At 74.0% G+C, this 21,796-nt stretch carries 20 protein-coding genes and 1 pseudogene; 12 read left to right on the top strand and 9 right to left on the bottom strand.

Annotation, left to right across the window (positions count from 1 at the left end; all coding sequences use genetic code 11):
- Positions 1-14: 14 nt before the first annotated feature.
- Positions 15-938: a pirin family protein gene (locus ABTY59_RS19630; protein ID WP_352020250.1), complete on the bottom strand. Its 924-nt coding sequence runs from the start codon at positions 936-938 to the stop codon at positions 15-17.
- 140 nt (positions 939-1,078) lie between these two features.
- Between ABTY59_RS19630 and ABTY59_RS19625 the strand changes: the two genes are divergently transcribed.
- Positions 1,079-1,570 carry a carboxymuconolactone decarboxylase family protein gene (locus ABTY59_RS19625; RefSeq protein ID WP_352020249.1) on the top strand — a complete coding sequence of 164 codons (492 nt, stop codon included), beginning with the start codon at positions 1,079-1,081 and terminating at the stop codon, positions 1,568-1,570.
- A 162-nt stretch (positions 1,571-1,732) separates the two neighbouring features.
- On the opposite strand, the gene ABTY59_RS19620 is transcribed toward ABTY59_RS19625, so the two are convergent.
- From ABTY59_RS19620 to ABTY59_RS19605, 4 genes are all read right to left on the bottom strand, one after another.
- A complete protein-coding gene (locus ABTY59_RS19620; RefSeq protein WP_352020248.1) occupies positions 1,733-2,038 on the bottom strand; it encodes a hypothetical protein in 306 nt (101 codons plus the stop codon).
- 165 nt (positions 2,039-2,203) lie between these two features.
- Positions 2,204-4,387 (bottom strand): TerD family protein, encoded by a 2,184-nt coding sequence (locus tag ABTY59_RS19615; RefSeq protein ID WP_352020247.1) that lies wholly within the window; start codon positions 4,385-4,387, stop codon positions 2,204-2,206.
- Positions 4,388-4,458: 71 nt separating this feature from the next.
- Positions 4,459-5,253 carry a polysaccharide deacetylase family protein gene (locus ABTY59_RS19610; protein ID WP_352020246.1) on the bottom strand — a complete coding sequence of 265 codons (795 nt, stop codon included), beginning with the start codon at positions 5,251-5,253 and terminating at the stop codon, positions 4,459-4,461.
- Positions 5,254-5,389: 136 nt separating this feature from the next.
- Positions 5,390-5,992, bottom strand: a complete 603-nt coding sequence (locus ABTY59_RS19605) for a DJ-1/PfpI/YhbO family deglycase/protease (RefSeq protein ID WP_352020245.1) — start codon at positions 5,990-5,992, stop codon at positions 5,390-5,392.
- 207 nt (positions 5,993-6,199) lie between these two features.
- Between ABTY59_RS19605 and ABTY59_RS19600 the strand changes: the two genes are divergently transcribed.
- On the top strand, positions 6,200-6,355 hold the full coding sequence (locus ABTY59_RS19600) for a hypothetical protein (protein WP_046906037.1): 156 nt from the start codon (positions 6,200-6,202) through the stop codon (positions 6,353-6,355).
- A 96-nt stretch (positions 6,356-6,451) separates the two neighbouring features.
- Here ABTY59_RS19600 and ABTY59_RS19595 read toward each other — a convergent pair whose 3' ends face one another.
- Entirely contained in the window at positions 6,452-6,793 is a 342-nt protein-coding gene (locus tag ABTY59_RS19595; RefSeq protein WP_352020244.1) for a DUF3040 domain-containing protein, read from the bottom strand.
- A 186-nt stretch (positions 6,794-6,979) separates the two neighbouring features.
- On the opposite strand from ABTY59_RS19595, the gene ABTY59_RS19590 reads away from it, so the two are divergent.
- The 5 genes and pseudogenes from ABTY59_RS19590 (at position 6,980) to ABTY59_RS37665 (ending at position 11,857) form a co-directional block, all read left to right on the top strand.
- On the top strand, positions 6,980-7,906 hold the full coding sequence (locus ABTY59_RS19590) for a SigB/SigF/SigG family RNA polymerase sigma factor (RefSeq protein WP_352020243.1): 927 nt from the start codon (positions 6,980-6,982) through the stop codon (positions 7,904-7,906).
- The gene (locus ABTY59_RS19585) at positions 7,903-8,310 is read left to right on the top strand and encodes an STAS domain-containing protein (RefSeq protein ID WP_352020242.1); all 408 of its coding nucleotides are present in this window, start codon (positions 7,903-7,905) and stop codon (positions 8,308-8,310) included. Before ABTY59_RS19590 ends, ABTY59_RS19585 begins: the two co-directional genes overlap by 4 nt.
- A gap of 60 nt (positions 8,311-8,370) precedes the next feature.
- Positions 8,371-8,820: an ATP-binding protein gene (locus ABTY59_RS19580; protein WP_352020241.1), complete on the top strand. Its 450-nt coding sequence runs from the start codon at positions 8,371-8,373 to the stop codon at positions 8,818-8,820.
- A gap of 137 nt (positions 8,821-8,957) precedes the next feature.
- Positions 8,958-11,431 (top strand): annotated as a pseudogene (locus ABTY59_RS19575) (HAMP domain-containing protein); the annotation flags it as partial.
- 18 nt (positions 11,432-11,449) lie between these two features.
- A complete protein-coding gene (locus ABTY59_RS37665) occupies positions 11,450-11,857 on the top strand; it encodes a response regulator (protein ID WP_502995395.1) in 408 nt (135 codons plus the stop codon).
- 4 nt (positions 11,858-11,861) lie between these two features.
- Here the strand turns inward: ABTY59_RS37665 and ABTY59_RS19570 are convergent, their stop codons facing one another.
- The 3 genes from ABTY59_RS19570 to ABTY59_RS19560 all read right to left on the bottom strand — a co-directional run bounded on the left by ABTY59_RS19570 (position 11,862) and on the right by ABTY59_RS19560 (position 14,803).
- Positions 11,862-14,171: a SpoIIE family protein phosphatase gene (locus ABTY59_RS19570; protein WP_352020240.1), complete on the bottom strand. Its 2,310-nt coding sequence runs from the start codon at positions 14,169-14,171 to the stop codon at positions 11,862-11,864.
- Between the two features lie 135 nt (positions 14,172-14,306).
- Positions 14,307-14,534 carry a hypothetical protein gene (locus ABTY59_RS19565; RefSeq protein WP_352020239.1) on the bottom strand — a complete coding sequence of 76 codons (228 nt, stop codon included), beginning with the start codon at positions 14,532-14,534 and terminating at the stop codon, positions 14,307-14,309.
- A gap of 5 nt (positions 14,535-14,539) precedes the next feature.
- Complete coding sequence (locus ABTY59_RS19560) at positions 14,540-14,803, bottom strand: DUF6213 family protein (protein ID WP_352020238.1); 264 nt, start codon at positions 14,801-14,803, stop codon at positions 14,540-14,542.
- Between the two features lie 158 nt (positions 14,804-14,961).
- Here ABTY59_RS19560 and ABTY59_RS19555 point away from each other — a divergent pair, with 158 nt between their 5' ends.
- The 5 genes from ABTY59_RS19555 (at position 14,962) to ABTY59_RS19535 (ending at position 21,691) form a co-directional block, all read left to right on the top strand.
- Positions 14,962-15,588, top strand: a complete 627-nt coding sequence (locus ABTY59_RS19555) for an endonuclease (RefSeq protein ID WP_352020237.1) — start codon at positions 14,962-14,964, stop codon at positions 15,586-15,588.
- A complete protein-coding gene (locus ABTY59_RS19550) occupies positions 15,585-17,468 on the top strand; it encodes a transketolase (protein ID WP_352020236.1) in 1,884 nt (627 codons plus the stop codon). Before ABTY59_RS19555 ends, ABTY59_RS19550 begins: the two co-directional genes overlap by 4 nt.
- A gap of 153 nt (positions 17,469-17,621) precedes the next feature.
- Positions 17,622-19,805, top strand: coding sequence for a catalase/peroxidase HPI (gene katG, locus ABTY59_RS19545; RefSeq protein ID WP_352020235.1), 2,184 nt, complete (start codon positions 17,622-17,624; stop codon positions 19,803-19,805).
- 210 nt (positions 19,806-20,015) lie between these two features.
- Positions 20,016-20,837: an SDR family NAD(P)-dependent oxidoreductase gene (locus ABTY59_RS19540; protein ID WP_352020234.1), complete on the top strand. Its 822-nt coding sequence runs from the start codon at positions 20,016-20,018 to the stop codon at positions 20,835-20,837.
- Positions 20,838-20,995: 158 nt separating this feature from the next.
- The gene (locus tag ABTY59_RS19535; protein ID WP_352020233.1) at positions 20,996-21,691 is read left to right on the top strand and encodes an alpha/beta hydrolase; all 696 of its coding nucleotides are present in this window, start codon (positions 20,996-20,998) and stop codon (positions 21,689-21,691) included.
- The last annotated feature ends 105 nt before the right edge of the window (positions 21,692-21,796 follow it).

Here is a 21,796-nt window from a genome sequence, read left to right as displayed (position 1 = left end):
GCGGAGACGCGGGGTCAGTGACGTGAGGGGTTCTTGCGGGGCGCGATCCGGGCGTTGGGGAGGGCGGGGGCGGGGAGGCGGTCGCCGGGGTAGCCCTCGACCGTGCCGAAGCGCTCGGAGGCCTCCTCCCATTCCCGGCGGGCCTCGACGATGTCCTCGTGGCTGCGGCCGATGAAGTTCCACCACATGACGATCTCCTCCTCGAACGGGGTCCCGCCGAGGAGGACCGCGCGGGCGGGGGTGTCCGAGGTGTTGGTCAGGGTCAGCGTCTCGGCCCCGGGGCCGGCGTAGCCCAGCTCGGCGGGGCGCAGGAGCGTGCCGGACAGCAGGATCTCCCCCTGGTCGACGAGCAGCCCGTGCTCGAAGCCGGGGTCCGTGCGGAGGGTGACGGTCGCGCCGGGGTCGATGAGGAGTTCGGCCCCGAGCAGGGGGGTGAAGGTGCGGACCGGGGAGGTCGAGCCCGCGAGCGAGCCGAGGAACACCCGGACGTCGGCTCCGTCGACGCGGACGGTGCCAGGGGCGTGGTGCTGGAAGTCCCGCGCCGCGTTCCGGTGCTCCTCGGGCAGCGCCACCCACAGCTGTACGCCGTGCAGGGTGGTGGTGCGGGCGGTGGAGACCTCGGTGTGGCTGATGCCGTGGCCGCCGGTCATGAGGTTGAGCTCCCCGGGACGCACGTAGGCGTGACTGCCCAGACTGTCGCGGTGCTCGATCTCGCCGCTGAACAGCCAGCTCACGGTCTGCAGTCCGATGTGCGGGTGGGGCGCGACGTCCATGCCGCCGGACTCGGCGACGTCGTCGGGGCCGTAGTGGTCGGCGAAGCACCAGGCCCCGATGAGCGTGCGGGCGCGCTGCGGGAGGGTGCGGCGTACGGTCATCGCCCGCGGCCCGCCCAGGGGGACGTCCCGTGCCGTCAGGACCTCGATTCCGGTGGCGCTCATCGCCGATCCTTCCGTGACGTTCATTGCCGACCCCTCCATGGATTTAGTTCCATTTTCAACAATCATGGATGATGATAGCCCTTGCGACGGTGACACGCACGGTCGGCAGCGGGACCTCGCGTCCCGGGAAGGAGCACACGGTGAGCGACACGGCAGGAGCCCCGGCGGACCGGCGGGTCTACGTCGACAAGCAGAGCCCCAAGGCGTATCACGCCCTGGTCCAGACGGCGGACGCGGTGCGCGCCACGGCCGCCGACGCCGGGCTCGACCGCGTGCTGGTGGAACTGGTCAACCTCCGCGTGTCCCAGATCAACGGCTGCGCGTACTGCCTCGACGTGCACACCAGGGCCGCCCTGCGCGCCGGTGAGAGCACCCGCCGCCTCGGCGTGCTCGCCGCCTGGCGCGACACCGGGCTCTTCACGGCGCGGGAGCGCGCGGCCCTGGCCCTCGCCGAGGCCACCACCGCGCCGGCCGACGCCCTGGCGCAGGAGCGGGCGTACGAGGCCGCGCGCGGCTCCCTGACCGACGACGAGATCTCGGCGGTGGTCTGGGTGGCGATCACGATCAACGCCTTCAACCGGGTCTCGATCCTCAGCAAGCACCCCGTCCGGGAGATGGCCCCGAAGGCCTGATCCGGGCCGCCGACCCGGCGGGGCCCGGTGCCGCCGGGCCATCGGGCCCCGGTGCCGTCGGACCATCCGGCCCCGGTGCCGTCGGACCATCCGGCCCCGGACACGGCGAAGGCCCGGTGCCGCCGGGGCACCGGGCCTTCGCGTCGGGGGCGTGCGGGTCGGTCAGGTGGAGATCTCCGGGAGGACACCGGTGGCCGGGGCCGCCAGGTCCGTGAGCTGGCGCAGCTGCCCCAGCTCGTTCACCCGGCTGAGGCCGCCCAGCTGGTCGGCGATGCCGGGGAACCGCCCGCGGGACTCCTCGGGGATGCCGGTCATGGTGAGGGCGTCGAGCTCGCTGACGGGGTTCACCTTGGGGCCGAGCGGTCCCGTGGCGTCGGCGGCGCCGGCGGCGGAGGCCGCGGACGCGCCGAGGCACGAGAACGCGGCGGCGACGGCGAGGATCGAGGAGATGCGTCGTGTAGAGGTCACACCCTCACAACGGACCGGCCCGCCGTGGGACACGGGAGCCCCCGCCCGCACCGTCCGAACGGGGGTCCCGCACCAAGCAGAGGGGCGAGGAGAGCGAAGAGGCTATATTCAAGGGGTTTTGAGAAGGAAGCCCCTTCATGGCCTCGCCCGGGACGACCGTAGCAGTCAGGCCGGGATCAGGTCGCGCAGATTTTCGGGCGTGAGGACGCGCGAGCCCGGCGGCAGGCCCTCGGGCCGCTCCAGACCGATGTACGTGACGGGGCCCTCCGGCAGCGTCACGCCGTCCCACCAGGTCGTCGCCGTGGCCTCGGAAGCCAGCAGGCCGGTGAGATGGCGGACCGTCAGCGGGGTGCGGGAGAGGAGACCGCGGAGCAGCACCGCGACCGTCACCCGGTTCTCCTCCACCCGGTTCTCGGACGGATTGCCCCTCAGGTACAGGTGCAGCCACCGCGCGCGCCAGGCGCCGTCCTCGACGCGCTCGAACACGAGCGGGAGCGCGACCCGGCCCGGCCCGCGCAGCTCGGACTTCATCCGGACCGTGCGCGGCTCGAACGGGCGGCCCCGCTGCTCGGACTCCCGCAGCATGAAGCCGAAGAAGGACTCCTCGACCTCCTCGAAGCCCTCGCCGCGGTAGAGGTTCACCTGGGGGACGACGTAGCGGCCGCGGACCGCGCCGAGCCGCAGGTCGATGAACTCCGAGGCACCGTCGGGCGCGTCGGTGATGTCGCCGGAGTGCCGGCCCTCGACGGCGGTGAGGGCCGTGTACGAGAGCCAGGCGACGGTCCCGAGGTCCTCGTCGAGGACCAGCGCCGAGAGGTCGTAGTCCGTGGTGCGCGCGGTCTGCTTCCAGTACGTGAAGAAGCGCAGCAGCTCGCCCTCGACCGGCGACACGGAGCCGCGCGGCAGGACGCCGAGGCCGGCCGCGGTCGCCCGGCCGCTGAGCGGGAGCGCCACGTCCAGGACGGCGGGGTCGACGAGCAGGTGCCCGGGGGCGGGGAGCCGGCGCCGGGTCTCGGCGTCGAGGACGGCGCAGAGGCGTTCCCGCACCTCGGGAGGCAGCGGCGGGCGGGTGTCGGGGGTGACCCAGGCGGCACCGAGCCGGTTGACGAAGACCCGCCGGTCCCCCGCCGTCCCCGTGCGGTTCTGGACGTGCTCGCGGAGCGAGAGCACGACACGGCCCGAGACCCGGGGGACGGCGCTCTCGCACGCGGAGAGCACGGCGTCGACTTCCTCCGGCCCGTCGGCCGCGCGGAGCAGCCGGTCGAGGGCGCGCAGCAGCCGGCCGGGGGCGGAGCGGAGGAGCGTGGCCGCGCCGACGACGTCGTTCCGGCCGAGGAGTTCCTCGACGCGGCTGTCGAGGGAGGGCGCCTTCGTCTCGCCGCGCGCGACGGAGAAGACCTCGGCGGCGTGCGGCCACCGCGGGTACTCGTGCGGGTGCAGCCGCTCGCCGAGCCGCTTCCACGCCTCGCGGTGCGCGGCGACGTCGGCGAGCTTCGCGGGGGCGGCGGCGACGACGGCGTCGAGTCCGCCGAGCAGGGCGCGCCGGACGGGGCGGGACAGCGCGCGGAACCGGGTCGGCTCGCGCAGGGCGACGTCGCCGTCGGAGAGGGCGCAGGCCAGGCGCAGGACGTCGGTGACCGTGTCGAGGAGGAGGCCGGCTCCGGCGTCGAGCCGGGCCCGGTTGACGACGGCCCGGTGCTCCCGGACCGGGATCGTCTCGGGCTGGGGCCCGTCGGCGCGGTGGGCGGCGAGGAGCGCGAGGTCACGCAGGTGGTCGTCGCCGAGCGGGGTGGTGCTTCCGGCGAGGGACAGGTAGAGGGCGGTGACCTCGTCGTCGAGGGAGCCGCCGGGGTGCAGGACCGTCAGGCGGTCGCCCGCGGCGGCGATCAGTGCGTCGTGCGCGGCGAGCATCTCCTCGTAGGTGTGGCGGTAGGAGCCGTACGAGGGCAGGGCGAGGAGGTCGAGGACGCCGGCGCGCAGCCGCCGGAGCAGTCCCGGGCGCGCGGTGTCGTCGTCGAGCGCCTCGGCGACGCAGCGCGTCCAGAAGTCGGTGGTGTCGGGCACGTTGGCCGGGAAGTCGATGAAGTACACGTTGTGCCGGACGTGGTCGCCGACGGTCTCGCGGACGGAGTCGAGGGTGCGGGCGGCGACGGCGAGGACCGTCTCCTCCGGAAGCCGGGACAGCTCGTCGAACAGCCCGGCCGACAGCTTGAACCCGACCGACATCAGGGCGGCGTCGAGTCGCCGCGCCGCTCCGTTCCCGGGCGCCCGCCCGTTGCCGGCGGTGGCGGCCGGGAGGGGCAGGCGGCGGGTGTGGCGGACGACCAGACGTTCGAGAGCGTGGACCATTCCGGCATGCTGCCAGCCCCGCACGGCCCGGTGCATGCGGATTTCGGGCCGTGGGGCGGGGCTACGGAGGCTCAGGGCGTGGTGATGACCGGGAAGCTGAACGGGTGTCCGTTCTGCTTGAGCCAGGGCAGGACCTGCCGCAGGGCCTCGACGCTCTGGCTGCGGTCGCCGCCGCCGTCGTGGAAGAGGATGGTGGGCCCGTTGGACAGTTCGTTCTTGACGGTGTTGACGATCGCGGCCGTGCCCGGCTGCTCGAAGTCCTTGGTGTCCACGTTCCAGCCGAGCGGCCGCATCCCGGCGGCGGCGGCTATCTTGCGGCTGTCGGGGGTGAACGCACCGCCCGGGGCCCGGTAGTAGTCGACCTTCGCGCCGCCGGCCGCGTTCTCGATGAGCCGCTTCGCGTCGAGGATCTGCTGCTTCTGGTACGCGACGGGCTTCTTGTCCATCGTCGTGTCGTGGGTCATGGTGTGGTCGCAGAGCCGGTGGCCCTCCGCGACGACCCGCTTGACGAGGTCGGGGTGCTGCTGGGCCTGCGGGCCGATCATGCAGAACACGGCCTTGACGCCGTTCTCCTTGAGGATGTCGAGCATCTGGGGCGTCCAGCGCGGATCGGGGCCGTCGTCGATGGTGATGTTCACGGCCTGACCGCCCGCCTCGGCGGCGTGCGCGATGCTCACCGGCACCTTCCGCGGCGGTACGCGGTCCGGAGCCGCCGGCTTCCCGTCCGGCGCCTGCGCGACCGGCCCGTTCCCCATGTTCGCGGCGGCCTCGTCGTCCATCAGCGCCGCGGCGCCCCACACCGCCAGACTCAGCCCCACCGCCGAAGCCACCACGGCTATGTGCGCGGTGTACTTGCCCTGCCCCATGGAATTCCCCACTCCCCGTCGTTCTGTCCTTCTCCCTGGTGAGAGGACGGTACGAGGAGCCGGAAGGTTTCACCCAATCGCGACCGACTGCCGGGACGGGCGGAGGGAGGGGCGGGCGGCGCGATCCGACCGGGACTCAGCTTCCGGTGAGCGCCCGGACGATCGCCGCCGAGAAGGCGTCGAGGTCACCTGGTCTGCGGGAGGTGATGAGGGGGTGCCGGCCCGCGGTGTCGACGACGACCTCGCGGTCCCGCCAGGTGCCCCCGGCGTTCTCCAGGTCGGGACGGAGCGAGGGGTACGAGGTCAGTTCGCGCCCCTCGGCGAGCCCGCTGTCGACCAGGAGCCACGGTCCGTGGCAGATGGCGGCCACCGGTCTGCCCGCTTCGGCGAAGGCCGAGACGAGGCGCCGTGCGTCGGCATCGGTCCGCAGGCGGTCGGCGTTCAGGGTGCCGCCCGGCACGATCACGGCGTCGTACCCGTCCGCGGTCGCCCGCGCGAGGGTCGTGTCCGGCGGGACGTCGGCGCCGGGACGCCGGTCGGAGACCAGGGTCCGTACGGGCCCGTCCTGCTGCGCGGCGATCGTGACCCGGGCTCCGTGCTCCCGCAGGACGGCCACCGGGGTGCGCAACTCGTCCTGCTCCGTTCCGTAGTTCGTCGTGAGGACCAGGACGTTCCGTCCGTCGAGCTGTCCGTCGCGATTCTCTTCGAGCTGTCCGTCGTGCTGTCGGTCGGTCGGCACAGTGCGCTTCCTCTCGGGTGTCACGGCCCCCGCCACTGACGCGCCTCACCCGCCCGCGCGCCTCGAAACATCGCGGGGCGCCGGTCCCCGGAGGACGCGTTCCCGAAGGAGCGCGCATGTTCTCGGAGGGAGGGGGCAACCGCGCTGATACCGAGTTCCCGCGCCGACAACCGACGGCCGGGCCCCGCAGGCAGCGGAGGTGCAGCCATGGTTCCCCTTCTCCTCGTACTCCTCGTGATCCTGATCCTGTTCGGCGCGGGCTTCGCCGTCGAAGTGCTCTGGTACGTCGCCATCGCCGTCCTCGTGCTGTGGCTGCTCGGCTTCCTGATGCGGAGCGGCAGCGGACGCTGGTACCGCTGGTGAGCGCGGCTCCCCGGTCGTACGCCGCCGCCCCGGACATCGTCCGGGGCGGCGGCGCTCGTGGTGCCGGGTAGGCCCGGCCTTTCGGGAAGGCCCGGCTCACTTCTCCGTCCGGGCCCCCGGGGCCCGGCGGCGGGTCCAGCGCACGACCAGGCCGAGCGCGACGAGCAGGGTCAGGACCCACACGGCGGCGAACGCCCAGATGAAGGCCGGCGCCTCGGTGGCGACGCCCAGCACGAGCAGGGCGAGCGTCATGACGGCGAGCACGGTGACGCTCAGGGAGGGCAGGTGACGTCGGGCCGCGGCGATCGAGGGCCGGGGCAGACGCGGGCTTCGGCGCATGGTGCGCAGCCGGCGCGCGAGCGCTCCGTCCCGGTTCAGCTCTTCCTCGATCTCCGCCAGAACGCGCCGCTCGTGCGCCGAGAGCCGGGCCTCGTCCATCGCGGTCACCTCCTCGCGATCACCGCGGGCGACGCGCGTGCGTCGTATCCGGCGACTTCCCCGAGAAATCGTGTCAAACCAGTCTAAGGCGGGCATCCTCTCTCCAGCAGGACGCTCGACCGACGGACCCCCGTCGCCGCCCCCCGGCCGCGGCGCAGGCCCCTCGCCACCGTCGAAGGAGCCCTCATGTCGCTCGCCCGAGAACGCACCGGGCCCACGCCCGCCACCCTCGGCACCCCGGCCGGCACGCCCGTGGCCGGGGCCGCGACGCGCCGTCGGGCGCTGGACGGGCTCCCCGAGCCGGCCCGGCCGACCGCGGTCTCCACGGACGACGCCAGGACCCTGTCCGTGGCGCTCTTCGCCCGGCTGCGGGCGCTTGACGAGGGGACGCCCGAGTACGCGTACGTCCGCAACACGCTGGTGGAGCTGAACCTCAGCCTGGTGAAGTTCGCGGCGCGCAGGTTCAGGAACCGCGCCGAGCCCGCCGAGGACATCGTCCAGGTCGGCACGATCGGCCTCATCAAGGCCATCAACCGCTTCGACCCCGACCGCGCGGTCGACTTCTCCGCCTTCGCGCTGCCGACGATCGTCGGCGAGATGAAGCGCTTCTTCCGGGACACCAGCTGGGCCGTGCGCGTCCCCCGCCGCCTCCAGGAACTCCGCATCGACCTCGCCAAGGCCGCCGACGGCCTCGAACAGGGCCTGGGCCGGCGCCCGAGCCGGGCGGAGCTGGCCGCGGAGCTGCACCTCACGGAGGAGGAGGTCGCCGAGGGCCAGCTCGCGGCCCACGGCTACGCGGCCCGGTCCCTGGACGTCCCCGCCGGGGACGAGGACGGGACCCCCGGTGCCGGCGCCCGTCACCTGGCCGACGCGGAGCCCTCGTACGAGCTGATCGAGTCGCTGACGGCCCTGCGGCCCCTGCTCGCCCGGCTCGACGACCGCGACCGGCGCATCCTGGAGCTCCGCTTCGGGGAGGAACTCACCCAGGCGGAGATAGGCGCCCGGATCGGCCTGTCCCAGATGCACGTCTCGCGGCTGCTCACCCGCATCCTGGGCGAGCTCAGGACCGGCCTCCTCCAGGACGACACCCCGGGGGGCGGCGCGGACACATGACCGGCATGGACACCGGCGGCCCGACGGGGAGACCGAGGGCTGCGCGGGCCGGCCGCCTGCTCGTCGAGATCCTGCCCGACCGGCGCCCCGGCACCGTGGTCCTGTCGCTCGACGGCGAACTCGACCACGAGACGGCGGAACCCCTGCGGAACGCGCTGGGCGGGGCCTCGGGCGCGGTGCGCGTCGTCGTGGACTGCTCGGGGCTGCGGTTCTGCGACTCGACCGGTCTCAACGTCCTCCTGCGGACGCGGCTGCGGCTGCTCGCCGAGGGCGGCCGCGTCGAGCTGGCCGGGCTGCGGGCGCCGGTGGAGCGGATCTTCGCGATCACCGGGGCGCTCCAGGTCTTCGGGGTGTACGACGACGTCGACACCGCACTCGGCACGCCGGAGGCACGCCGCCCGTGACGGTGCGGGGAAGACGGGCCCAGGACGGTTCGCCGGGCGGGACCGGGGCAGCCGCTCGGTATGACCGGTCCGAGCACCCGGCGTGCGAAGCCCCGCACCCGCCGCTACGACCTCGCGGCCGGAGAGGGCGTGGTCCGGGAGTGCCGTGAACTCACGCAGCGGGCCCTGAGCGAGTGGTTCGGGTCCGCCGGGGCCCCCGGGCGCCTCGCCGCGGAGGACGCCCTCCTGCTGGTGTCCGAGGTCGTCACCAACGCGCTCACGCACGGCGGCGTCCCGTACGAGCTCCGCCTCGACCACGCCGAGGGGCGGCTGTGGGTGCAGGTCAGCGACACGAGCGCGGTGCGGCCCCGGCCCCGCGGCCGGCACCACGCGGATCGCCCCTCCGGGCACGGCCTCTACCTCCTGGCGCGGCTCGCGGCCCACTGGGGCTGCGTCCCCCGGGACCGCGGCAAGGCCGTCTGGTTCGAGGTCGTGGTGCGGGAGCGGACCGGGAACGGGTCACCGACCTAGAGTGGAGGGGTGACGCAAGGCGGCCCCGAGGGTCCTCGGAGCCGCTCCACGACAGCCCTCTGCGCGAGGTGCCCATGGCAGAGCCCCTCTCCCCCTCGGGAGCGTCCGCGCCGCAGGCGGAGCTCGGGGAGGACGGCCTCCGGCGGCTGCTCGCCGGGCTGACCGCCGTACGGGACGGCGACCTGTCCGTGCGGCTCCCCGACACCGGCGGCGGCATCTTCGGCGAGATCGCCGGGGTCTACAACGACATGGTCGGCCAGCTCTCGCTGGTCACCTCCGAGGTCACCCGTGTCGCGGGCGAGGTCGGCGGTCAGGGGCTGCTCGGCGGCCGGATCCGCGAACCACGCGCGCGCGGGGTGTGGCGCGAGCTGACGTCCAACGTCAACACGATGGCGGACAACCTGACCTCGCAGGTGCGGTCCATCGCCCAGGTCGCCACGGCGGTCGCCGGCGGGGACCTCACCCGGAAGATCCGGGTGGACGCGCGCGGCGAGATCCTGGAGCTGAAGGAGACCATCAACACGATGGTCGACCGGCTGTCCTCCTTCGCCGAGGAGGTCACCCGGGTGGCCCGCGAGGTCGGCACCGAGGGCAAGCTCGGCGGCCAGGCCACCGTCCACGGCGTCTCCGGCACCTGGAAGGACCTCACGGACAACGTGAACTCCATGGCGGACAACCTCACCAACCAGGTGCGGAACATCGCCCAGGTCACCACCGCCGTCGCGCAGGGAGACCTCACCAGCCGGATCGACGTCTCGGCCCGCGGCGAGATCCTCGAACTCAAGACCACCATCAACACGATGGTCGACCAGCTGTCCTCCTTCGCGGCCGAGGTGACCCGGGTGGCCCGCGAGGTCGGCACCGAGGGCAAGCTCGGCGGCCAGGCCGAGGTGGAGGGCGTCTCGGGCACGTGGAAACGGCTCACCGAGAACGTCAACGAACTCGCCGGGAACCTGACCCGTCAGGTCCGGGCCATCGCCGAGGTCACCAGCGCCGTCGCCGAGGGCGATCTGACCCGCTCGATCACCGTCGACGCGCCCGGCGAGGTCCGGGACCTGCGCGACAACATCAACTCGATGGTCGAGTCGCTGCGGGCCACGACCCGGGCGAACGAGGAGCAGGACTGGCTCCAGACCAACCTGGCCCGGATCACCGGACTCCTCCAGGGCACCCGGAGCCTGCCCGAGATCGCCGAACTGATCATGGCCGAGGTGCCGCCGCTGGTCGCCGCGCAGTACGGCGCCTTCTTCCTCGCCCAGGACGGCGAGCGCGGCACGGAACTCGTCATGACCGCCGCGTACGGCTCCCCCGACGACCCGGACGCCGAGCCGCGGCGGTTCCGCCTCGGGCAGTCCCTGGTCGGGCAGGCCGCCCGCGACCGGCGCGCGCTCCTCGTCGAGCAGGTCCCCGACGGCTACGCCACCCTCGCCTCCGGGTCGGTTCGGGCGGTCCGAGCATGCTCATCGTGCTGCCGATCGTGGTCGAGGAACAGGTCCTCGGAGCCGTCGAGTTCGCCTCCCTCCACCCCTTCACCCCGCTCCGGCGCGAGTTCCTCGACCGGTTCGTGGTCAGCGCGGGAGCCGTGCTCAGCAGCCTGGTCGCCAACCTGCGCACGGACGAACTCCTCGGCCAGTACCGGAAGCTGGCCGACGAGCTGCGGTTCCGGTCGAAGGAACTGCAGACGGGACAGATCGAACTCCAGAGCTCCAACGCCGAGCTGCAGGAGAAGGCGGCGCTCCTGGCGCAGCGCAACAAGGACATCGAATCCAAGAACCGGGTCATCGAGCAGGGCCGGCAGGAGCTGGAGGAGCGGGCCCAGCAGCTGTCCCGCACCTCCATGTACAAGTCCGAGTTCCTCGCCAACATGAGCCACGAGCTGCGCACCCCGCTCAACAGCCTGCTGATCCTGGCGCGGCTGCTCACCCAGAACGCCGAGGGGAACCTGACCCAGAAGCAGATCGACTACGCCGAGGTCATCCACTCCGCCGGCTCGGACCTCCTCCAGCTGATCAACGACATCCTCGACCTGTCGAAGGTCGAGTCCGGCCAGATGGAGATCCGGCACGAGCCCTTCCCGCTGAGCCAGTTGATGCAGTACCTGGAGGCCACGTTCGGCCCGGTCGCCGACGAGCGGCACCTCGACTTCACCGTCACGCTCGCGGACGGCCTGCCCGAGGAGCTGCGCGGCGACGAGGGACGCATCCGGCAGGTCCTGCGCAATCTGCTGTCCAACGCCCTGAAGTTCACCGACGAGGGCCGGGTGACGCTCGGCGTCGGATACGCCTCCCCCGCGGAGACACCGCCCACCCTGCGCACGGCCGACCGCGTCCTGGCCTTCCGGGTGACGGACACCGGCATCGGCATCCCCACCGAGCAGCTCCACCACGTCTTCGAGGCCTTCCAGCAGGGCGACGGCACGGTCGCCCGGCGGTACGGAGGCACCGGTCTGGGGCTCTCCATCAGCCGGGAGGTGGCCGCGCTGCTGGGCGGGACGATCCAGGCGGAGAGCGTCCCCGGCCGCGGCAGCACCTTCACCTTCTACCTGCCCGCGCCCCGGCTCGCGGGGACGTCCGCGCCCGGCGCGGGCCCCGCCGACGACGACGCCCGGGACCTCGGCCCCTCCCCCGCCGTGAGCCCCGCGCCGGCCGCGGGCCCGGACGGGACGGCGGGCCGGACCGTGCTCGTGGTGGACGACGACGCGCGCAACGTCTTCGCCCTCACCGAGGTGCTCGAAGGGCACGGGCTGCGGGTCCTCACGGCCGACGGCGGCCGGGCCGGCCTGGACCTGCTCGCCGCGCACGAGGAGGTCGGGCTCGTGCTGATGGACGTCATGATGGCCGGGATGGACGGCTACACGGCGATCGAGGCGATCCGGAGACTGCCGGGCCGCGCGGCCCTCCCCGTCATCGTGGTCACCGCGAAGGCGATGCCCGGCGACCGGGCCGACGCCCTGGAGGCGGGCGCCGACGACTACGTGTCCAAGCCGGTCGACGAGGACGAGCTGACCGCCAAGATCCGCGCCTGGCTGACGCGCTGAGCGCTCAGGGCCCCGGCGGCAGGCCACGTACGCGTACGGCGACGATGCTGGTGTCGTCGTCGGTGTCGCCGGCCGCCCTGCGGAGCAGCTCGTCGACGAGCGTGTCCGGCGCGAGGCCGGCCACCCGCTCCGCCTGCGCGGCGAGCCGCGCCACCCCCTCGTCCAGGCCGGCGTGGCGGCGCTCGATCAGCCCGTCGGTGTACAGCAGCAGCGTGTCGCCGGGGCGCAGGCCGATCCGCTGCTCCTGGTAGACGTACGAGGGCTGCGCACCGAGCAGGAGGTCGTGGGGCGGTTCGAGGATCCGTGCCCGGCCGTCCCTCAGCAGCAGCATGGGCAGGTGGCCCGCGCTGGACCAGAGCAGGCCGCCGTCCTCGGGGTCGTACAGCGCGCACACGGCGGTCGCCGTGGTGCCGCCGCCGGTGCGCAGGGTGACGTCGTTGAGCCACTCCATCAGGCGTCGGGGCGAGTGGCCGGTGAAGGCGAGAGCCCGCTGCGCGTTGCGGAGCGCCACCATGCCGGTGACGGAGTCGATCCCGTGCCCGGCGATGTCGCCGACGGCGACGAGGACCCTCCCGCTGGGCAGGGCGAGCACGTCGTACCAGTCGCCGCCGACCCGGTACTCCTCCGCGGCCGGCCGGTAGCGGGCGGCGACCATGAGGTCCCCGGGCAGCTCCTGGAACCCCGGCACCTCGGGCACGATGGCCTGCTGGAGCTGGAGCGCCAGCTGGTGGCGCAGCTCCGCCTGGTCGTGCAGGGCGGTGAGGTGGTCGAAGGTCGCGGTCAGCGCGGCCTCCGTCCTGCGGCTGTCCGACACGTCCTGGTACACCCCGGCGAAGCCGGTGACCGCCCCCTCCGCGATCAGCGGTTCCGCGGCCACGCGCACATGGCGCACGGTTCCGTCGGGGAGCACGACCCGCAGGAGCGTCTGCCCGCCGGTCTGCCGTTCGGTCAGGGTCGCCAGCAGGTCGGCGAGGGCCTCCTGGTCGTCCGGGCGGATGCGCTCCCGGAGCTCGGGGAGCGGGACCGGCGCCTCCTTCGGGTCCATGCCGAAGATGCCGTACGCCTCCCCCGACCAGACGGTGTCGCCGCCGGTCAGGCTGTCCTGGAAGGGGGCCACGCTCTGCAGCCGGGCGACCGCGCGGGCCGCGGCGAGGCCGGTGGCGCCCACGGTGTGCCACAGCAGCACGGCGCGCCCCCCCCCGCCGGCCGGAAGGACCCGCACGTCGACCAGGGGCAGGGGTTCCTCCTCGGGGACGGCCGTCGCCGGCAGCCGCGCCGCCCGCTGGGTGCGGCCGGTGCCGAGGGCGCGGCGCGCCAGACGGGCCAGGTCGGCGTGGACCCCGGGGAACGCGCGGGCGAGGGACGGGCCTCCTCCGGCGAAGGCCCCGCCGAGCACGGCGGCGGCCTCCTCGTTGAGGTGCTCGACGGCCGGCGGCCGCGCGCCCGGTTCCCGCGCCCCCGCCGCGCCCCGGGCGTCCCGCAGGTCGAGCAGGATCGCCGGCTGCGTGAGGGCGTCGAGCACGTCCACGAGGACGGGGACGGGAGTGAGTGCCGGGTCGTCGGTGTCGAGCACCGTGCCGGCCACCTCCATGAGCCCCGTGAGGATCCGCCGTACGCCGTCGTCGAGGGTCGTCGGTCCCGGCCAGCCGACGAGGGCCAGGCCGATCGTGCGGTCGCGCCGGCGCAGCGGGAGCAGGGCCCGGGCCGCGCGCGCCCCGGCGCCCGGCAGCTCATCGCCGCCGGGCGGTCCCCTCTCCAGCCAGACGGGCTCGTCGTCGACGAGGGCGGCGCGGAACGGCCCTGGAACGGCGGGGGGTATCCACTGCCAGGCCGCGGCCTCGGCGGCGGCCACCCCGGCGGTCCCCGCGAGCCGCAGGCAGTCGCGGTCGACGCGCCGCCACAGCCAGAGGCTGTCCACGCCGAGCGGGGCGAGGCCCTCCTCCAGGAGGGTCGCCGCCGCGGCGCCCACGGTGTCCGCGGCCTCCACCGCCGAGGCCGTGCGGCGGGCCCGGCGGCTCTCCGCGGGACGCTCGGCGCTGCCGCCGACGGCGGGGGCGACGGCGTCCCCGATCACGGCGTTCACGACGTCCGCGGCGAGGTCCTCGACCGTCAGACCCGTCGCCTGGGCCAGGGCGTCGAGGTATGCGGCCGCCTCGGCGGGCGGCACCCGCAGCTGCGCGGTCAGCACACCGGAGGCGAGGTCGAGCAGACGGCGCCGGGCGAAGCGGTCGCGCAGCCACCGGTTCTCGGCGGCCAGCCCCGGATCCCCCCGGGCGCCGAGCGGCGGCCCGGTGGACCGTGGAGAAGGTGTCAAGACGACCTCCGATCCGCCTCCGCGCGGACGTGCGGGAGGCCTGCGGATCCGCTCCGGATTTTACTCGCGGACGGGCCGGAGCGCGGGGCTCCGAGCCCCTGGCCGGCACGCCTCGGGATCCACGGGGGAGCGGGGTCAGTCGGCCGGTTCCTCCGGGGTGGGGTGCTCCGGGTGGACGGTGCCGTCCCGGGGGCGGCCCCTGGGGCCCGTACCGGCCTCGTCCGGGTCCGGGACCTTCCCGTCGTCGGTCTCCTCGGAGACCGGGACGGGGACGGACAGCGGGTCGCCCGCGGCGGCCTGCTGGTCCTCACGGTCCCTGGGCAGCGGCTCGTCCGCGCGTCGTGGGCTCTGCGGCTCGCTCATGGTCCTCACCTTCCGTCCGGCGTGCCGCTCCCGCCGCGCTCCCCGTCGCCGAACGGCATGAGGGCGATGCACTCGGTGTCTATGCGGTCCGCGACCTCCGTCAGCGACTCGACCAGGGCCTGGACGGTCTCCGGTTCGAGGCCCGAAGCGCCGTCGTCGGCGGCTTCCAGCCAGCGCGTCGCGAGCCGCCTCAGCAGGAGGGTCACCTCGTCGGCGGGCAGCAGGAGAGGGCCTCCGGGGACGTGCACGAGCGACATCGACGCGTTCATGGGGAACCTCCGCCGCTGTGGGGAACGGGGACGGGAAGCCGGTCCCGCCGGCTCCTCCCCCACCGAGTACCCGGCACCGCGTCCCGTACGCGTACCTCCCCCGTCCGCGGGTAGACGCCGGCCGAGAGAGGAGCGGGCCGCCGCGGAGGAGGATTCCGATGGACACCGGCGAGGCCGTCGCGCGACTGCTGCGCGAGCACGGGCGGACCTTCGCCGACGAGGCGGGGATCGCGCTGCGGGACGAGCCCGCCCCGCTGTACCGGCTGCTGGTCCTCACGGTCCTCTGCTCCGTGCGCATCAGGGCCTCGACCGCCACCGCCGCCGCCCGCGAGCTGTCCGCCGCCGGTCTGCGCACCCCCCGGGCCATGGCGGACTCCTCCTGGCAGGACCGCGTGGACGCGCTCGGACGGGCGCACTACGTCCGGTACGACGAGAGCACCGCCACGGCCCTGGGCGACGGCGCGGAGCTGGTCCTCGACCGCTACCGCGGCGACCTGCGGCGGCTGCGCGAGCGGGCCTCCGGCGACCCGGAGCGCCTCGCCGAGCTGCTGCGGGAGTTCCCCCGGATCGGCCCCGTCGGTGCCGGCATCTTCTGCCGCGAGGCGCAGGCCGTCTGGCCGGAGCTGCGCCCGTACTTCGACGAGCGCTGCCTCGCGGTCGCCGCGGACCTCTCGCTGCCCCACACTCCGGCGGGCCTCGCCCGCCACGTCCCTCCGAAGGACCTGGCCCGCCTGGCTGCCGCCCTCGTGCGCGCCGGGCGGGCCGGGGAAAGGACCCGGTCATGACCGCAGCTCCCGCCACCCCCGCCGCCACGCTCGGCCCCCGCAGCGAACTCTCACGGATCCGCGACCTCGCGGCGCAGCTGCGGGTGGACGCGGTGCGCGCCAGTACGGCGGCGGGGTCCGGGCACCCCACCTCCAGTCTCTCCGCGGCCGATCTCATGGCGGTCCTGATGACCCGCCACCTCCGCTACGACTGGGCGGCGCCCGACGACCCGGACGCCGACCACCTGGTCTTCTCCAAGGGCCACGCCTCGCCCCTGCTGTACGCCATGTTCAAGGCCGCGGGGGCCGTCACCGACGCCGAGCTGATGACGACGTACCGCCGCGCCGGCCACCGGCTCCAGGGCCACCCCACCCCCGAGCTGCCCTGGGTGGACGTGGCCACCGGCTCTCTCGGCCAGGGCGTCGGCTACGCCGCGGGGATCGCGCTGGCCCTGCGGGACCTGGAGCGGCGGCCCGGGCGGGTGTGGGTGCTGTGCGGCGACAGCGAGACGGCCGAGGGCTCCGTGTGGGAGGCCCTGGACAAGGCCGGGCACCGCCGTCTGGCCAACCTCACGGTGCTGCTGGACGTGAACCGTCTCGGTCAGAGCGGCCCCACCGCGCTGGAGTGGGACACGGACGCGTACGCCCGCCGTGTCGAGGCCTTCGGGTGCCGGGCGATCGTGGTCGACGGCCACGACCTCGAAGCGGTCGACCGGGCCCTGACCGAGGCCTCCGACGGGCGGGCGCCCACCGTCGTGGTCGCGAGGACCGTCAAGGGCCGTGGCGTGGCGGAGGTCGCCGACAAGGAGGGCTGGCACGGCAAGCCGCTGCCCGAGGAGCTGGCGGGGCGCGCCGTCGCCGAGCTCGGCGGCGTACGCGACCTGCGGGTGCGCGGCCCCCTCCCGGACCGCGACGGGTCCGCGCGGACCGGCTCCCGGGACGCCGGTCCGGTCGAGCTGCCGCGCTACGAGGTCGGGGACGAGGTCGCGACCCGGGTGGCCTTCGGCGGCGCCCTCGCCGCGCTCGGCGCCCGGCCCGAGGTCGTCGCCCTGGACGCCGAGGTGGGCAACTCGACCCACGCCGAGGACTTCGGCGAGGCCCACCCGGAGCGGTACTTCCAGACGTACATCGCCGAGCAGCAGATGGTCGCGGACGCGGTCGGCATGGCGGTGCGCGGCTTCCGCCCGTACGCGACGACCTTCGCCGCCTTCCTCACGCGCGCGCACGACTTCATCCGCATGGCCGCCGTCTCGCGGATCACCATGTCGCTGTGCGGGACGCACTGCGGGGTCGAGATCGGTGCGGACGGCCCTTCGCAGATGGGTCTTGAGGACCTCGCGATGATGCGCGCGGTGCTCGGCTCCACCGTGCTGTACCCCGCCGACGCGACCTCCGCGGCCGCCCTGACGGCGGCCATGGCCGACCTGGACGGGATCTCCTATCTGCGCGCGACCCGTGGCGCCTACCCCGTGCTCTACGGCGGTGACGAGACCTTCCCGGTGGGCGGGTCGAAGACGCCGCGGCACGGCGCGGACGACCGGGTGACGCTGGTCGGGGCGGGCGTGACCCTGCACGAGTGCCTGGCGGCCGCCGACGAGCTGGCCGCCGAGGGGGTGGCGGCCCGGGTCGTCGACCTGTGCTCCGTGAAGCCGGTCGACGCGGGCACGCTGTCCCGCGCGGCCCGGGAGACCGGCGCGCTCGTCGTCGTCGAGGACCACCATCCGGAGGGCGGGATCGGCGAGGCCGTCCTGTCGGCGCTCGCCGGGAGCGGCGACCGGCCCGCCTTCGCGCACCTCGCCGTCACGGAGTTGCCCGGCTCCGGCACCACGGAGGAGCTCCTCGACCGGTGCGGCATCTCCCGCAGCCACATCGCGCGGGCCGCCCGCGCGCTGGCCCGGTAGACGCCGGCCGCCGGGTACGGGTGCGTAAAGTCCCCTCTTCTGATCATTTCCGTCGGTTGGGGCGGCCCTGCGTGTTCTCACGGCCGCGCGGTCCCCCGTGCGCGAGCATGTCGGACGCCGAAACCGTCACGAATGAGCGGAAGAAGGACCCACGTGCCCGGCAGCGACAGCGAGAACCCGGCGATTCCCGCACCCACCCCCACCGAGACCCGGCCCAAGACCAACATGGACTGGTGGCCGAACCAGCTGGACCTCCAGGTCCTCCATCAGCATTCGCCCCTGTCCGATCCGATGGGCGAGGACTTCGACTACGCGAAGGAGTTCGCCGGCCTCGACGTCGACGCGCTGAAGCGGGACGTCATGGCGGTCATGACGGACTCCCAGGAGTGGTGGCCCGCCGACTACGGGCACTACGGGCCGCTCTTCATCCGGATGAGCTGGCACGCGGCGGGGACGTACCGCATCGCGGACGGCCGGGGCGGCGGCGGTGCCGGCGCCCAGCGCTTCGCCCCGCTGAACAGCTGGCCGGACAACGCGAGCCTCGACAAGGCGCGCCGGCTGCTGTGGCCCGTGAAGCAGAAGTACGGGCGGAAGATCTCCTGGGCCGACCTGCTGGTCTTCGCGGGCGACTGCGCCATGGAGTCCATGGGGTTCGAGACCTTCGGGTTCGGCTTCGGGCGTCCCGACGTCTGGGAGCCCGAGGAGATCTTCTGGGGCCCGGAGGACACCTGGCTCGGTGACGAGCGCTACAGCGGCGACCGGCAGCTCGGCGGCCCGCTCGGCGCCGTGCAGATGGGCCTGATCTACGTCAACCCGGAGGGCCCGAACGGCAACCCGGATCCGGTGGCGGCCGCCCGGGACATCCGGGAGACGTTCGGGCGCATGGCGATGAACGACGAGGAGACGGTCGCGCTCATCGTCGGCGGCCACACCTTCGGCAAGTGCCACGGCGCGGTCGACCCGGAGTACATCGGTCCCGAGCCCGAGGCGGCGCCCCTGGAGCAGCAGGCCCTCGGCTGGCGGAACGCGCACGGCAGCGGTAGCGGCGCCGACGCGCTCACCAGCGGTCTGGAGGGGGCGTGGACCACCGCGCCCACGACGTGGGACAACGGCTACCTGGACAACCTGTTCCGGTACGAGTGGGAGCTGACGACCAGCCCCGCCGGCGCGCAGCAGTGGACGCCCAAGGACGCGTCGGCGAAGGACACGGTGCCCGACGCGCACGATCCGTCGAAGCGGCACGCGCCGATGATGCTCACGACGGACCTGTCGCTGCGGCTCGACCCCGTGTACGCGCCGATCGCGAAGCGCTTCCACGAGAACCCGGACCAGCTCGCGGAGGCGTTCGCGAAGGCCTGGTACAAGCTGCTGCACCGTGACATGGGCCCGCTCTCCCGCTACCTCGGTCCGTGGATCCCCGAGCCGCAGCTCTGGCAGGACCCGGTCCCCGCGGTCGACCACCCGCTCGTCGGCGAGGCGGACGTCACCGCGCTGAAGGCCCGGATCCTCGACTCGGGACTCTCGCTCGCCCAGCTCGTCACCACCGCCTGGGCGTCGGCGGCGAGCTTCCGCGGCACGGACAAGCGCGGCGGCGCCAACGGGGCCCGGATCCGGCTGGCACCGCAGAAGGACTGGGAGGTCAACGACTCGCCCGAGGTGGCGCGGACGGTCGAGACCCTCGAAGGGATCCGCGCGGACCTCGACTCGGCCGGCGGGCCGAGGATCTCGCTCGCCGACCTCATCGTCCTCGGGGGGTGCGCGGCCGTCGAGCGGGCCGCGAAGAACGCCGGGTACGACATCACGGTCCCGTTCGCGCCGGGGCGCACGGACGCCTCGCAGGAGCAGACCGACGTGGAGTCGTTCGCGGTGCTCGAACCCCGTGCGGACGGCTTCCGCAACTACCTGCGGGCCGGGGAGAAGCTGTCCCCGGAGACGCTGCTCCTGGACCGCGCCAGTCTGCTGACGCTGACCGCGCCGGAGATGACGGTGCTCGTCGGCGGCATGCGGGTGCTCGGCACCGGGTTCGGGGGGTCGGCGCACGGCGCCTTCACCGACCGCACGGACGCGCTGACCAACGACTTCTTCGTCCGGCTCCTCGACATGGGCACGGAGTGGAAGGCGTCGACGTCCGACGAGAACGTCTTCGAGGGCCGCGACCGGGCGACGGGCGAGGTGCGGTGGAGCGCCACCCCGGTCGACCTCGTCTTCGGCTCGCACTCCCAGCTGCGGGCGCTCGCGGAGGTGTACGCGTCGGCCGACGCGGGAGAGAAGTTCGCCCGGGACTTCGCCGCCGCGTGGAACAAGGTCATGAACCTGGACCGGTTCGACCTGCGCTGAGCGCCCTCGGGGGGTCGGGGCGGCGCGCCCCGGCCCCCTCGTCGTTCCCCTCGGGATCCCGGTGGGGACGACACAGGATGGCCGCGGGATCCCGGTGGCGGCGCCCCTGACGTGACGTCCCGTCCTCGTTCCGCTCGGGAGCCTGGTGGTGCCGACACCAGGTGTGGCACGCACTCCCTGCGGGGGGCCGCGTGGTCCAGCGTGGTCGCCATGACCCAGCACACCACTCTGATCACCGGCGTCACCCACGGAATGGGGCGCGCGCTCGCGCTCGACCTGGCGCCCCTCGGCGGCACCCTCCTCCTGCACGGCCGGAACGCCGAACGGCTGGAGGGCGTGGCCGCCGAAGCCCGGGCGGCCGGGCCGGGCACGACGGTCCGTACGTACCTCGCCGACCTCTCCGACCTGGACCAGGTGCACGCGATGGCCGCGCGGATCCGCGCGTCGGAGCCGCGCCTCGACGGGGTGATCCACAACGCGGTGGCCGGGGGCGGGGAGCGCCCGCTCGTCCGGGAGCTCAGCGGACAGGGCCATGAACTCCGCTTCGCGGTGAACCACTTGGCGCCGTACGCGCTCACCCGCGCCCTGCTTCCGCTGCTCATCGCCTCGGCCCCGGCGCGGGTGGTCAACGTCGCGTCCATCGGGCAGGAGGCCGTCGACTTCGACGACGTGATGCTGGAGCGCGACTACGAGGGGCTGCAGGCGTACTGCCGGAGCAAGCTGGCCATGATCATGGCGACCTTCGAGCTGGGCGCCGAACTGGAGGGCACCGGAGTCACGGTGAACGCCCTCCACCCGGCCCATCTGATGGACACGCCCGGCGTCCGCGACTACGGGCTGACGCCCGTCACCACCACGGAGGAGGGCGTCCGTCCGACCGTACGGCTGCTCCTCGATCCGGACCTGGCCACGGTCACCGGCCGTTACTTCGACCGCTTCACCGAGGCGCGGGCGCATGAGCAGGCCTACGACGCCGCGGCGCGCGAGCGCCTGATGAGCCTGACGCACCGACTGGTCGGGCGCGCCGGCTGAGGCTCCCCCACGCGGGTGCCCGGCGGCCCCGGCGCCTGATGGGCGGAGGGCCGGCCGAGGGGGTCGTGGGCGTGTCACCCCGTTGGACCGCGTGCCGCGCCGCGACGGAGCCCGGACAGCAGACTCACCCTCAGTGATGCCCCACCGAAGGAGCCCGCATGCCCGCCAAGCCCACCATCGTCCTGGTCCACGGTTTCTGGGGCGGCGCGGCCCACTGGGCCAACGTCATCGTCGAGCTGGACAAGCGGGGCTACGACAGGATCCACGCCGTCGAGAACCCGCTCACCTCGCTCGCGGACGACGCCGAGCGCACCCGCACGATGGTCCGGCAGGTCGACGGCCCGGTCATCCTCGTGGGCCATTCGTACGGCGGTGCGGTCATCACCGAGGCGGGCGACCTGCCCAACGTCAGGGCCCTCGTCTACATCGCGGCCTTCGCGCCCGACGCCGGGGAGAGTCCGGGCGGGATCACCGCGGAGAAGCCGCCCGCCGCCGTCGCGAACATCGCCCCCGACTCCGACGGCTACCTGTGGATCGCGCAGGACAAGTTCCACGAGAGCTTCGCCCAGGACCTCACCCGCGAGGACGCCCTGGTGATGGCGGTCACCCAGAAGGCCCCGCTCGGCTCGACGTTCGGGGACGCCGTCACGGCACCGGCCTGGCGCGCCAAGCCGGTCTGGTACCAGGTGTCCACCGAGGACCGCATGATCCATCCCGACAACGAGCGCCGCATGGCGGCGCGGATGAACCCGCGCGGGACCGTCGAGCTCGACGCGAGCCACGCCTCCCTGGCCTCCCGGCCCAAGGAGGTCGTCGATCTGATCGAGGACGCGGTGAACGGCACCTCCGGCTGACCGCCCCCGGGGCGCGGCGGTGACGGTCCGTCATCTCGCGCGGTCCTGACGGGTGATGTTCGCGCGGCTCGACGGCGCCTGCGTCACCGCGCGGGCGGCACCGGC

It is taken from the genome of Streptomyces sp. NPDC096079, from assembly GCF_040303145.1.
Taxonomy (GTDB): Bacteria; Actinomycetota; Actinomycetes; order Streptomycetales; family Streptomycetaceae; genus Streptomyces.
Note: the sequence above shows the minus strand (reverse complement) of the source record. Positions and strands in the feature narration are given on the sequence as shown.

Bases quoted from the DNA above. Each gene is read 5' to 3' on its own strand.
- ABTY59_RS19630 (WP_352020250.1), bottom strand. From the start codon at position 938: ATGAGCGCCACCGGAATCGAGGTCCTGACGGCACGGGACGTCCCCCTG.
- ABTY59_RS19615 (WP_352020247.1), bottom strand. From the start codon at position 4,387: ATGGTCCACGCTCTCGAACGTCTGGTCGTCCGCCACACCCGCCGCCTG.
- ABTY59_RS19610 (WP_352020246.1), bottom strand. From the start codon at position 5,253: ATGGGGCAGGGCAAGTACACCGCGCACATAGCCGTGGTGGCTTCGGCG.
- ABTY59_RS19600 (WP_046906037.1), top strand. From the start codon at position 6,200: ATGGTTCCCCTTCTCCTCGTACTCCTCGTGATCCTGATCCTGTTCGGC.
- ABTY59_RS19595 (WP_352020244.1), bottom strand. From the start codon at position 6,793: ATGGACGAGGCCCGGCTCTCGGCGCACGAGCGGCGCGTTCTGGCGGAG.
- ABTY59_RS19590 (WP_352020243.1), top strand. From the start codon at position 6,980: ATGTCGCTCGCCCGAGAACGCACCGGGCCCACGCCCGCCACCCTCGGC.
- ABTY59_RS19585 (WP_352020242.1), top strand. From the start codon at position 7,903: ATGACCGGCATGGACACCGGCGGCCCGACGGGGAGACCGAGGGCTGCG.
- ABTY59_RS19580 (WP_352020241.1), top strand. From the start codon at position 8,371: ATGACCGGTCCGAGCACCCGGCGTGCGAAGCCCCGCACCCGCCGCTAC.
- ABTY59_RS19565 (WP_352020239.1), bottom strand. From the start codon at position 14,534: ATGAGCGAGCCGCAGAGCCCACGACGCGCGGACGAGCCGCTGCCCAGG.
- ABTY59_RS19560 (WP_352020238.1), bottom strand. From the start codon at position 14,803: ATGAACGCGTCGATGTCGCTCGTGCACGTCCCCGGAGGCCCTCTCCTG.
- ABTY59_RS19555 (WP_352020237.1), top strand. From the start codon at position 14,962: ATGGACACCGGCGAGGCCGTCGCGCGACTGCTGCGCGAGCACGGGCGG.
- ABTY59_RS19550 (WP_352020236.1), top strand. From the start codon at position 15,585: ATGACCGCAGCTCCCGCCACCCCCGCCGCCACGCTCGGCCCCCGCAGC.
- ABTY59_RS19540 (WP_352020234.1), top strand. From the start codon at position 20,016: ATGACCCAGCACACCACTCTGATCACCGGCGTCACCCACGGAATGGGG.
- ABTY59_RS19535 (WP_352020233.1), top strand. From the start codon at position 20,996: ATGCCCGCCAAGCCCACCATCGTCCTGGTCCACGGTTTCTGGGGCGGC.